Raw genomic sequence first — 13,235 nt, forward strand, 5'->3', positions numbered from 1 at the left:
GCGTATTTGTTGTATATTGGAGTTTGAAACGTTTTCTTATCCCTCGTTAATTAAATTACCCCAAAGCGTTAAGAGCTCCAAATGCGTCATCAATCCAAATACAATAAATAAGTTGTTGTAGCTAGTGCATTTTTGTTTTATCAATTAAACCCAAGAATGATTCGTCATTGTCAGGGGTATACTTATAGTACGATAAATCAATAAATTCATAATTAGGGTCAATTAATTCATTAAGCAAATCCCAACCTAAATTAGGGTCAGTTGAACTTATCTGAATGTTTCCTTTTTTATATTCTTCTTGAAGTTTATTTGAAAATAATTCATCAAAAATACCCCAACATTTGAATGCTTTTAAATCGCAACGATGTTTCATTAGTTCTTTTAAATCAGCCCAAGTGCTAAATCCTTCCATTCTAGGTGAACAAAAGTTGTCCAAGAAACTAATACCTGCGTCAGTAATTTCACTAAGAGATTCACCATGTCCAATAGGAGCGTAATCAACAATAATTTTTATGAATTTTTCCGTAATATCATTAATTTCATAGTTTTCATCATGAAATAACCTTTCTATAGATTGAAAAGGCGCAAAATTTAGTATTGTTATACTATATGGAGCCAAACTAGATTTCCAATTATCTTTCCATAAAAATGCAAAACCATGATTTTTCTGGGAATAGCCTTTAGTAGCTATTGCAGAAAGTGCGGTTTTCATTTGTTCAATAAAAGGATCTAATCTATTCCTGTTTTCACGGTCTTTATATAAACTGTCATCATACAAACATAACTGATAACCTCCAAGATGCTTATCACTTAATTTTAATGTAACATTATCCTCAGTAAAACTCAGAATGTCTAATATATTTAATTTTATATTTACACCATCTTTAAAAGGTTCAATACATATAATATTTCTTTGTAACCAAAATATTTCATGAAAAACATAATGTTTCAGTAGAGTTGGCCAAACAGGAGATATAATTACATTGATGATATCTCCTTCAGAGATAAAAGGTATGAATGATTTAATTTCACTTGCATAAGCAGAAATTTCCGTTCCTGCTTGCCTCGTTGTTCCTGATATATTCTTTAATTCAATTATTACAATACTTTCTGTTTCTGGAGCATATAAAAGAAAGTCCGGTTTTAATGAGTCTCCTTTTTTTAATGATATGTTTTCATTTTCTGAAATAACAGAATTTAGTTTTAGTGATTTTATACAATATTTGAAACTATTATGAATTTTCTCATTCACCAAAGAGTTTGGTTTAAAATTTTCTATTTCGTCAATATTGGTAATCAAATCTGCTAGACCTTCAATCTTAGTTAGATTTTGACTAAGCCATTCTTGCATTTTCGATTCATCTTCAAATATTATACAGCTCATATGTACTTGTATCTTCTTGCATTAACTACAACTCATTTATATATGCCCCCAAAGCACACTTGTAAACCCCAAAAGGAATGTATTGTGTACCTTCTGGTAGTATATAAAAATAAGACTTTTTCATGGGCTATCAAAAAGCGTTTAGCTTTTCCTTCAGTTTAGCGAGGGGTGATGAATGTAAGTAGGAATTTCAAAAGTATGCGTTTCAATAATAATAGAGATTAACGGCGGTTCGGTACAAGGAATTGTTAAGTTGCAAATTAGTCAACACTATGCACACGAAACTTTGGTTGTGTTTGGGAATTTGGCGAAGCCAATAAATACGATGTTAGCGGTTGGCAATTCTTGTCTTCAAATAATTTTCAGGGGTCATTACACCCAATGAACTATTTTTAAAGTCTTTTAAATTACGAGTTAAAATCAAACTAATATTTCCGTTACATTCTGCCGAGAAATTTTGTAATGCGTCCTCAAAGTCTTTGAAATTTGAGTTTAATGCATGAATAATTGAAGTTCTATCAATTAATAGCACCTCTGTTATTGAAATTAATTGAGATAACTTATCTATAACTCTTTCGTGAGTTGAGGATTGTCTAAGCAAATAGTATAAGTTGCTTAATATTACTGGCGTAATAAAGCCTTTTATTTCATTTGATTCACACAACGACAATACCTTTGCAGAATGTTCAGAGTAAGGTTTTCTGTCAAAGAAGAAATCTAGAATGACGTCAGTATCGAGAAGTATATTAGTCATTGCTTAAAGGTATTTTTCAGACAATCTTTTGGAAAGTTCTTTCTTATAGTTAAGATTTCTAGGTGCTTTAAAGGAACCTTTCAGAGATTTAACAATTGGTGTTAGTTCAATATCGCTAACAACTTCTTCGTTAGTAATGGTTTTCAGATAGTTCTCAATTATACTGGATAAACTACGTCCCTTACCGTTAGCATATTTTTTTGCTTTCTCGATAATACTTTGCTCAATTGTCAATGTTAACTTTGTATTCATAGCAGCTAGTTTTATAAATAATCTAAACTCTGCAAATATACAAAACAAACTTTACACGTGCAATTATTAAATTAAATGCACGTGCTTTTTTATCTGCTGAAACTCGTTTATATATGCACAAAAGGTACACTTCTCCAAGCAAGGGCTAGTGCTTGTAAATCAAGAAACCATTGGTTTCTAGTTCAATATTGCCCATCAGCACTGTTGCACCTACGGGCAATTCAACTTTCATCTCTTTGCCAAAGTTTATGATAACTGAGATTTTATCGCCTTTATATGAGCGGGTAAAGAGTATAACATCTTCATGCTGTTCCAGTGTTTCATAGCTCCCGAATTGAAGGGTTTTTTCACTGCTCCTTAGATAAAGCAAGGCTTTGTAGGTATTCAGTATTGATTTTTCCTGCTTTAAACACTGCTGAACATTTACATCTTTATAGTTCTCATTTAGTTTTATCCAAGGTTTACCCGTTGTAAAACCAGCATTGCTGCTGTTGTCCCATTGCATTGGGCTACGCGATTTGTCTCGGTTATGATCATTCCCCCATGCAAGTGCTTGCTCGGGCGTTTTACCTGCATCAAGGGCAAGTTGGTAAAATGTCTTGCCCTGAATATCTACTATCTCATCATAAGTTGTGGCTGTGATGTTTTGCATCCCAATCTCCTCTCCGTAATAAATAAATGGAACTCCTTCGGCAGTAAGCATAAGAGCAGCGAGGGCTTTAGCCCTTTCAATATTTCCATCTGCCAAACGATTCAGAAGACGTGGATTATCATGACTCCCGAAAAACAGGGTTGGATAATCGCTCATGCTATTTTCCATGCTTTGCAATTCGGTGAAAAGTCGTTTTACCGAAAAATTGGGAATACTACCAAAATTAAAATTAAAGACCACATCCATCAGCTGTGGCGATTGGTATTGCTTGAGTATCTCAATTTTATCGCTCCCAATCTCGCCTACAGTAAATCGATCTTTATATTCATTAACAATGGATTTGATAATGGTTATGGCTTTTTTTATGTTGGGTTGATTAATATTATATAGATGTTGCTGTTTACCGTCCTTGATAGGATTATCGGTCATGATATCATCGGTGTTCAGAAAGTTGATAACATCAAACCTAAAACCATCGATACCCAAATCGAGCCAGTAACGCAGCACTTTCTGAATTTCTTTTACCACCGCAGGGTTCGACCAGTTAAGATCTGCCATGCGAATGTCAAATTTATGTAGATAGTACTGATTGGTGAGTGAGTCGAGCCTCCAAGCTCCTCCACCGAAAAAGGATTCCCAGTTATTGGGTTTATCTTTCCAGATATAATAATCACGAAAGGGATTATCCTTTGATTTCCGTGATTCCTGAAACCACATACATTCAGTTGATGTATGGTTGACCACCATATCCATAATTACCTTGATTCCTCTCCTGTGTGCTTCGGCAAGAAATGTTTTGAATTCCTCAAGATTGCCGTAAATAGGATCAATCTCGTAATAGCTGGCTACATCATAGCCATTATCAACTTTGGGCGATTTAAGGAAAGGTGTAAGCCAGATGCCTTTTATACCAAGGGATTGTAGATAATCTAACCGAGCAGTCATCCCAGTAAAATCGCTGTACCCATTACCATTGCTATCCTGAAAGGAGGGCATATAAATCTGATAAAAGACTGATTCCTTCCACCATTGCGCTTGCCCTGCTTGGGCTGTAACAACTAAGGTGATGAGGATAAGCAGGTATTTAAGGATATTGCGAATCATGATAAATGTTGTTGATGAATATGATGTAAGAAACAATGTGTTAACCTATATGTCAGCCAGTTTCTTTTTTTGAAACAATGGAAAACTGGAATATTGGAAAACTGGAGGATATAAGCAAGAATCTAACCTCTTGTTTCCCAATATTCCACTTTTCCACCATTCCATCCAAAAATAATCCATTTGTAAATAATTGTTTATTATATTGTTAATGTGACTTCTTATATCGAGTTCACGTTATTTTAAAAAAAGAAGGCTTACGTTCCTGCTAACCTCAATGCAGAAATATAAGCCTTTCCCTGAACTTAACATCAATTATTAAACCAAACTAACCTATAAAGGCTTTTCATCGTTGTAAAGTTTCGAAACCTGACCATCAGCCAATGCGATGTTATAGATTTTTAGCTCATCAATGACACCCTTGAAATAGCCAAGGTTTGTAGCCGTTGTCCAATCCATGAAATTGGCTGCAAGTTCTGCATCTGTTGCCACACCACCAATAATAAATGGCTGAGGAGCGGGCGTAAGAGTTTGTAAGAGTGGTCCAATGCTTTTGTTGGATTCTGTCCAAGTTTTTGTGAGTGTCCCATTAACGAAGAATTTCAGTTCCTTTGTTGTTCCGTTTAATGTGACAACAATATGATTCCACAAAGCAACTTTAATACAGTTATCCGTTTCATTATCGGCATCAACAATACCTCCATCTACCTTTTTGTAAGTAAAGAATGGTTTTCCTCCGTCCTGAGTTTGTAGTTTATATCCAGTCCAGTAGTTTTGTGAAACGATATAGTTGTCTGCACGCAATACATCAGGTTTAACCCAAACCGAGATGGATAAATTAGCTGGTAGGAATGCTGTTGTATAAGGAACTTCAAGATGTCCTCCTCCAGAATAATAGATAGCACCTCCGCCCTTTACGCCTGTAGTCCATGTGGGTAATTTTGAGTCATTGCCGAGAATAACTGTATTTCCTGCTTTAAAAGTTCCAACATGTTTAACAGTAGAGAAGGCGGTGGCGGTAGTCCCGGTTCCTTCGTCAAAATGCCAACCAGCATTTAGGTATAAACTCTCATCAATATAACCGTATGCCTTAGAGTTAAAAGTAGCCATGGCTTCGGTTAGCTGAACTACTAGGTTATCTATTTGAACCTGGGTAAGCTTAGTAGCCGCAGCAGCTTTAATTGTTGCCAAAGTAGCTTTAAAAGCGTCGATATCTGCCTGTGGGTAATTAGCAGGAAGTGCGGCAGCAGCAAGTGCATCAGCCGTTGCAATTAATGTTGTAAGGGCAGTCTTGTTACCTTCAACGATTTCGTCATCTTTTTTGCACGATCCTAGGATCATTGCAGAACTTACAACCAGCATAAGCAGCAGGGTGTGAAGTTTCATCAGATTTGTCATTTTCATAGTGTTTTTAATTAGTGATTGATTTAGGTGAAATGATTTATTTGATCTAAAGGGTTTATATAGCCTGATTTGCATCTACTTCCGCCTGTGGAATTGGAAAATACCTCTTGGTTTCGTAGTGGAAATCAGTTCCTAACACCGATTCAGCAACGGTTTTGCCCCAGCGCATCAAGTCGAAATAGCGGTGAAATTCCTGAGCCAGTTCAACCCTGCGTTCTTTTTGAATAGCTGTTCTAAGTAAATCCTGATTGGAGGTAGTGATATCAGCAAGAAGGTCGGCAGGTGGTGTTCCGTTGAAACTAGCACGGGCACGATGTCTCACTATATTGATGTTTGCTTTTGCAGAATCGGCATTGCTTAATTCGTTAAAGGCCTCTGCTTTCATAAGCAGAACATCGGCATAACGTAGATAAATGTAATTGAGACCGCCATCGCCTTTGAGAGATGAAGAAACCTCGGAAAGCGGCTGTTGGTGCTTTTTAGTAAGGTATCCAGTGGGAGACCATGTGGCACTAAAAATTTCTCCGTTAAGCCAAGTCTGTCCATCACGACCAATTGAGGCATCAAGGCGAGGATCAACTTCAGTAGTTATGCTTTTTTCAAAGGCATCAACTAAACTTTGAGTGGGAGCATTAAAATAATACCCACCTTCCGATGCAGGAGCAAACCATTGATTCAATCCACATCCGGTAAATGGATTCTTGCCTGATAGGTGTTGAATCTCGAAAATGGATTCACTGCTGTTTTCGAATGCCAACTTGAAGTTATTAGCATAGTTTGGTAATAGGTGGTAAATTCCTAGGGCTTCAACCTGTTGAAAGTATCCAATTACAACCGACCATTTTTGTTGGTATAGACTAACCTTTCCTAACATTGCCAAAGCAGCACCTTGTGTTACCCTACCAATATCCGCTGAACCATAAGAAACAGGTAAAACAGCGACTGCTTCAGAGAGGTCTTTCTCAATCTGCATATAAATATCAGATACTTCGCTTAGTGGCACATTTATAGCACTTTGGCTAATAGGAGGAAGAAGTTTAAGGGGAACTTTTCCAAAAATATTTACAAGATTAAAATAACTGTATGCCCTAATAAACTTAGCTTCTCCGATAATGCGATTCTTCGTTATCTCATCCATAGGTACTGCTGGAACATTGGCTATTACATTGTTGGCACGGGCAATAGCTTCGTAGGTAAATTTCCAGTAATTGAGGATAATCCCATTGCTAGCATTGGCAGTAAACGCATCTATATAAGTAATTTCAGCTTGATCGCCAGGATTGCCGCCTTTTACAGCATCATCGGAAGCAACATCTCCAAATACCCATAGAGCATTGTTTGAACTACTGAAAGATATGGCATTATATACACCATTCCCCGCCTGTATGGCCTGTTTGTCATTCTGGTAATAGGTTTCTGAAGAGAATTCACCTTTTAAGTCTTCTGTTAAAAAATCTTTACAAGAACTCATGATAATCATGGAAAAAACAAACAGTAGGATAACCTTTGCAATCACTAATTGCCTAAAGGCAGCGGATATATTTTTAATTTTTATTTTCATAGCCCGTTATAATTAAAAAGTGATGTCGACTCCAAACATTATAGTAATTGCCGAAGGATAGGTTCCCCAATCGATACCTGCTGCGATATCACCTTCGTTTTTTGCGTTGTCGCTTACGGTCATCTCTGGGTCAAGACCAGAATACTTGGTTAGTGTAAACAGATTGGTGGCAGATGCGTAGACCCTTGCCTTTGATAAACCGATAATCTTTAGCGTTTTCTCTGGAATAGTGTAACCAAACTGAAGGTTTTTCAATCTCAAATATGAACCATCTTCAAGAAAACGTGACGAAGGTGTCGCATTGTTCGATTTGGATGTCCATGATGCCCTGGGTTGGGTGTTTGATGTACCCTCTCCTGTCCATCGTTCATCGAAATAGCGTTGTGTAACGGTAAAACCACGGTAAAATCCTTCAATATCCTGATTTATCTGTACATAGATTTTGTTGCCGTACGCACCTTGGAAGAACACGCTTAAATCGAAGTTTTTATAGTTAGATGCTAGGTTAATTCCTGCAATCATTTTTGGAATGGCACTACCTAGATGTACCCTATCTTTATCATCGATACGCCCATCTTTATAATTATCTTTGAATTTAACATCGCCTGGTTTAATGTTATTTCCCTGATAAGCAGAGAGTAGAATATCAGTAGCATTCTGGAATATGCCATCCATTTCGAGCAAGTAGAATGAACCGATGGGATAACCCACTTCTGTTCTCGTTGCATCTATACCTGACTCAATTCTTCCTCCGTAGAGAGGTGCATCCAACTTGAGAACCTCGTTGTGTAGGAAGGTCAGATTACCCGTAATTGAGTAACTCCATTCGCTGATTTTATGATGATAACTAGCTTCAAGTTCAACCCCTGTATTCAATACCGATCCGCTATTGATCCATGCAGCATTTGCATAACCTGCTGATGGGGGAATGGGTGCTTTTACCAACATCCCTTCTGTAACTTTATAAAAATAGTCTAATGAGAATGCAAATGCACCTTTCCATAGTTCAGCATCCACTCCAGCATTATATTGATAGCTGGTTTCCCATTTTAGGTTTTTATTTCCTAAAGCAGTTTGCGCATAACCACCGCTGGACACTCCGCCAAACGGATAGTTGAAATATGGGGAGATCCTGTCTTTGTCCGCATAAAGTCCTATCTCCTGATTTCCAATTGCTCCATAACCAGCACGAAGTTTAAGATTCTTAAGCCACATAACATCCTTAAGGAAGGCTTCCTGATTCAGCGACCAACCAGCAGAAAGGGAATAGAAGGTTCCCCACTTGTTATTCCCAGTAAAACGAGAAGATCCATCACGGCGTAGAGTGCCAGATAGATAATATTTTCCTTTGAAATCATAGTTAACTCTACCAAAAAACGATGCCAGTGTTGAGGCCCAATCAGTTTGATTACTAATCTTATTTCCAACCCCATTACCAATATAGATAAGTTCCTTCTGTTGGATAGGGAAATCGGAATCGCTGGCATAAATGCCTTTCCCGCTATTTTTAATAGCCTCAAATCCTAACATAATCGAAAGGGTATGTGATTCCCTAAACGTGGTTTCGTAATTAAGCAGATTATTCACAGTCCAGTTGGCTGTGCGTTCATTGCCAATACTCAGGCTGTTCACTCCATTAATTCGGTTCATGGTTCCCCATGTTGGGTTGAAACGGCGTGTGTTAGAATTACGATAATCCATACCGAGATTGGTAGTGAATTTTAACTTATCTGTTATTTTGGCGGTGAAATAGGCCTTGCCCAAATAGCTGTCGTCTTTGCGGTTGTTTTCGTTATAATGGGTCATACCTATGGGATTGTAACCATCGCCGAGGAATGAATCATAAATCTGGCTTCCGAAATACCCAGACGGTTTGTCTACATAAGTTCCATTAGCAAACTTTATAGGAATAGCTGGATTACGGAAGAAAGCATACCTTACCACACTTCCACCATTACCAAGGTAACCGTCCCCTGAACTTCCAATGATATCGTTACTTGAGAATCCTGTTAGCATACTCACTCCCGTAGTAAGCCATTTATTCGCTTCCGTGTTCACATCAAGTTTAACTGTTCCACGAGTGTAATCAGTACCCTGTATAATACCCTTTTGGTTATATAGCGATGTGGAAATCATGTAATTGGTCGATTCATTTCCACCAGAAAAGGAGAGTTCGTGGGAATTTACAGGTGCTGTTTGGAATAATTCTTTTAGATAGTTCACATTGGCAAAATCCACTGCGTCACTGGGCATAATAAGGCTACGTTGTAGACCTACAGGGAGAAAGGCATTGTCGTTGGTGGCTGCTTCGTTATATATGGTGATATAATCGTTTGTGTTTACCATTTTGGTTAGCCGGGTTGCTTTCTGAAATCCAGTCTGTCCGCGATAGGTAATTTTGGTTTTACCTTTTATTCCTTTTTTGGTGGTAATAAGCACAACCCCATTATTGGCGCGTGAACCATAAATTGCCGCTGCCGAGGCATCTTTAAGAACCGAGATGTTTTCAATATCCCCAGGTGAAAGGATTTTAAGAGCATCAGTTGTTGGCATTCCATCAACGATATAGAGTGGGTCGTTACTTGAATTGATAGAACCTGCACCACGGATGCGAACCGAGACTCCTTCGCCTGGAGCACCAGTGTTTTGTGTTACCTGAACACCTGCCGCAAGACCTTGTAAAGCCTGAGCAACCCCAGCCACTGGCAATCGTGTGAGTTCTTTGCTATCAACTTTGGTAACGGCTCCTAATACATTGCGCCTCCTGGCAGTCCCGTATCCAATCACCACCATTTCATCAAGTGCATATTGATCGGGGTTAAGAGCAATATCAATCACCGTACGTTCTCCACAAACCTCCTCCACCTTTGTATATCCAATATATGAGTATACAATTACTGATGAGGCAACCAATTGATCCGATACTAAACGATATTTACCGTTGACATCTGTAATGGCTCCTATAGCTGTTCCTTTAATCAGAACCGTAACGCCAATAAGGGCTTCGCCAGATTTGGCATCCGTAATCAACCCTTCAACCGAACGCTGCGCAAAAAGCGATCCGGCTAAAGAAATTATCATCACAAGTATTCCAAGTTTCTTCATTTTATATACTATTGAATGATTTTACAACTCTGCTTCTTTTCAGGTTATTTATATGCAATTACCACATCGTTGGCTTTAATTTTTGATCCTTGAGTACTAAGAGGCGTTCCAGCGGGAAGAACCACAACTAGTGCGGCTTCGCCAGCTAACAACTTAATGCCAACACAACCATTACCCCCTTTAGTTAAGTATTTTTTTGTGATTATATCAAACAGGTCAACATTGCTATTCGAAGTGTAGGTTACGGTTTTGTCTTCGGTATATGGATTATAGTACAGATAAACCGGGTATTTCCTTTCTGCATAGAAATCAGTTATATTGCAATCGAGGGCTAGAATTCCCTCAACCTCTGTCTTGTTGACAATTGCTCCAAATACCCCAACAATAGAAGTGCTGTAAAGGCTAAACATAGATTCTTTAGGCTGTCCAATTACCCATTTTGGCCCATCGCCAATAGAAACGGGTGAGACTCCTTTCAGTGCTGGTTTATTGTAATCATCAACCTTACGGATGCCCTCATAGCCAATAACTCCATGGGTCAAGTTTTTCAATTCAGGTAGCCATTGATGCGTAGCGTCAACCTGATCCGGATAGAATAAGCGTGATGCGTTTACCGCATTCAACATATATTTTCCAATCGCTTTGGCATACTGTGGTTCATATTTTACCAATGGAACTAAAGGCCAAGCCATAGCTATTGAGTTCATTAAAAATGCATATCCACCACCATCGGTAATGCTTCCTTGTAATCCATAAACATCGTAATCGCCCCATTTTTCGGCAATCACACCCCAACCGTAGCGACCGTCTTTGGATTGGCAGCCATCAAACATCCAGTTTAGCATTTTGGTTATATCGTAATTGGTTCCCTGTTCAGCATTTAATCTGGCAGCAGTGTACGTTCCGAACGGGAGCAGCATTTCGTAAAAGCGACTTTCTTTCTGGCTCAATAAAGCCTCTGTTGCGCTTTTAGCATGATTGAGGTAACGTTTATCGCCAAATTTCTGATAAGCCGAATACAACACCCACGCGTGTCCACCTGCAGCGTCCTGTTGAAAGGGGATATTATTTTGTATGCCTTTCATTTGGGAGTAATCAAAATAGGAATAATCATAGTTCCCGTTCAGTACAGAGTCTGCTTTGCAGAATTGTTCTGCAACCGTGCGTTGGATGTGTTCAGTGTTTTTTACATCAGGAAAAAGGGCAGCAACTCCGTAATACAATACATTGGGGTAAACATCGTACCACCAGTCGCGACCGTAGCCGCCTCCAGCCATAGCCACTGTTGGATTCGTATTATTCATTACGATATTCCACTTAGTGTCGCTGTTAAAATAGTTCTGCACCATCTTTACATAGTTAAAACCGTTCTGGTTGGTTTTATCTATTCCCATCAACCCTGCACTCACAAGTGAGTTAAGCGATGTAAGCGCTTCATGAAATTCGCCATTGTTTTTCTTTGATCCTTGGCGTACATCACCAATTACTGTGTAAAGCCCGAATGTAACCTGATCGATATTTCGCTTGGAACTATCGAGCCAGATAAGCGAGCCATAAGAAGTTTGATTATTAAAGTTAAAAACAAGACTGTCGAACTGCATTGTTTTTTTCCTCCAGTCGATGATTTTTAATGGTTGTGGTACGTCTGGCATCTGATTAATGCGTGGCAAGGATGTTTGAACCACTTGTCCACCATTCTGCGGATTGCAGGCGTATAATCCAGAAATCAGTGATATAACTATTATGAAAAAACTTCTTTTCATTTATCCTCAGAATAAGAATGTTTCATTATGTTTTTTGCAAGCGGGATAGAGAGCATCTGGATAATCGCAACAATCACAAGCGAATACCTTAGGGCAAAATCTTTAGAAACATAGAAAGCTAAGCCAATGAATAGGACAAGACCAAAGAATCGACCTAAGTAAAGTCCAAACTCATGGTTGAAGATGTATGCGTATTTGCTACGGTTCTCCTTTACCGACAGGATATCGATTACCTGCATTTGAATGGGGAAGTAGGCAATATCGTGTAATGGCATAAATAAGACTTTACACAATACAAAAACAATAACCCCAATGGCAGAGAACAGTATCTGATTGGTAAGAGCACCTATAAGAAAAATGGTCATACCAGCGGCAAAAATGTAGATCCGATGTTTTGGTTTTGTTGTCCTTCCCAGAAAATAAAGGATGAAAGCAGTTAGTATCCCGCTAACACTTTGAATAGTTCCCAGCGTAGCCTCATTACCAACTAGAGTCATGATTAGAATTGCTGGTGCGGTTACTAAATAACCTTGAACCATCCCCTTTAAGGAAGCAAGCCCTAGCATTTTTCTCCATAACGGGTCGAAACGCAAGTAAAGAAACTTCTTCTGTGCGGGATTCCTAAATCTATGCTGATGAATTACAATACTAGCCAGAATAGTGAGCAGAAGCACTATCGCCGTTACAATCTTATAGGCTCCCTGAATGTTGCCGCCAAACCAACCCAGAGTAGTGCTTTGAATCAAAAACCAGCCAACAACGGCAGGTACTATAATAAATGTTAAGGTGTAGAAGAATGTCTCAACACCGTAATAGTAGTTTCTGTTCGTATCGTTTGTGGTATCAAGAGCCAAGAAATCGCGATTAGCCCAGAAAAAACCAAATGAAGCACCCATAATAAATCCTGATATGGATACTCCTACCATGTTTATATTGCTGAGCGTCATCATGAAAATCATAGAAACACCGCTTAGTAGCATTCCAAAGCTGTATAGGCGCGATACCTTTATCTTATTCAGCAAAAATCCATTCAGTAGGAATGTAAAGGGAATCCCTGTGTAAACACACAGCTGGTAAACCGCAACCATGGATGGGTTATTGGAGCTACGCATAATGTAGGCTCCCACAAAAATGTCAATAATGGGCAGTACAAATGCATAAATCATATTGGTAATAAGCACAAGGCGCATATCACGGGGCATAGAGGCAAAAAAACGGAACTCAGCCAAAACTTTATTCTTCATAAAATAGCTTGTTAT

Annotated in this window: 9 protein-coding genes; all 9 read right to left on the bottom strand. The window is 38.6% G+C overall.

Features of this window, described 5'->3' with window-relative positions:
- Nucleotides 1–121: 121 nt before the first annotated feature.
- The 9 genes from HOO91_16310 to HOO91_16350 all read right to left on the bottom strand — a co-directional run bounded on the left by HOO91_16310 (nucleotide 122) and on the right by HOO91_16350 (nucleotide 13,220).
- Entirely contained in the window at nucleotides 122–1,351 is a 1,230-nt protein-coding gene (locus HOO91_16310; GenBank protein ID NOU19121.1) for a hypothetical protein, read from the bottom strand.
- Between the two features lie 361 nt (nucleotides 1,352–1,712).
- On the bottom strand, nucleotides 1,713–2,138 hold the full coding sequence (locus HOO91_16315) for a PIN domain-containing protein (GenBank protein ID NOU19122.1): 426 nt from the start codon (nucleotides 2,136–2,138) through the stop codon (nucleotides 1,713–1,715).
- A gap of 3 nt (nucleotides 2,139–2,141) precedes the next feature.
- Nucleotides 2,142–2,390, bottom strand: a complete 249-nt coding sequence (locus HOO91_16320; GenBank protein ID NOU19123.1) for a hypothetical protein — start codon at nucleotides 2,388–2,390, stop codon at nucleotides 2,142–2,144.
- 145 nt (nucleotides 2,391–2,535) lie between these two features.
- Nucleotides 2,536–4,146, bottom strand: coding sequence for an alpha-glucosidase (locus HOO91_16325; GenBank protein ID NOU19124.1), 1,611 nt, complete (start codon nucleotides 4,144–4,146; stop codon nucleotides 2,536–2,538).
- A gap of 330 nt (nucleotides 4,147–4,476) precedes the next feature.
- Nucleotides 4,477–5,547: a LamG domain-containing protein gene (locus HOO91_16330; protein NOU19125.1), complete on the bottom strand. Its 1,071-nt coding sequence runs from the start codon at nucleotides 5,545–5,547 to the stop codon at nucleotides 4,477–4,479.
- Between the two features lie 55 nt (nucleotides 5,548–5,602).
- Nucleotides 5,603–7,108, bottom strand: coding sequence for a RagB/SusD family nutrient uptake outer membrane protein (locus HOO91_16335; protein NOU19126.1), 1,506 nt, complete (start codon nucleotides 7,106–7,108; stop codon nucleotides 5,603–5,605).
- A gap of 12 nt (nucleotides 7,109–7,120) precedes the next feature.
- Complete coding sequence (locus HOO91_16340) at nucleotides 7,121–10,213, bottom strand: TonB-dependent receptor (protein NOU19127.1); 3,093 nt, start codon at nucleotides 10,211–10,213, stop codon at nucleotides 7,121–7,123.
- Between the two features lie 44 nt (nucleotides 10,214–10,257).
- A complete protein-coding gene (locus HOO91_16345) occupies nucleotides 10,258–11,976 on the bottom strand; it encodes a hypothetical protein (GenBank protein ID NOU19128.1) in 1,719 nt (572 codons plus the stop codon).
- The gene (locus HOO91_16350; GenBank protein NOU19129.1) at nucleotides 11,973–13,220 is read right to left on the bottom strand and encodes an MFS transporter; all 1,248 of its coding nucleotides are present in this window, start codon (nucleotides 13,218–13,220) and stop codon (nucleotides 11,973–11,975) included. Before HOO91_16350 ends, HOO91_16345 begins: the two co-directional genes overlap by 4 nt.
- Nucleotides 13,221–13,235: the final 15 nt, after the last annotated feature.

The organism is Bacteroidales bacterium, assembly GCA_013141385.1.
Classification (GTDB): domain Bacteria; phylum Bacteroidota; class Bacteroidia; order Bacteroidales; family Tenuifilaceae; genus UBA8529.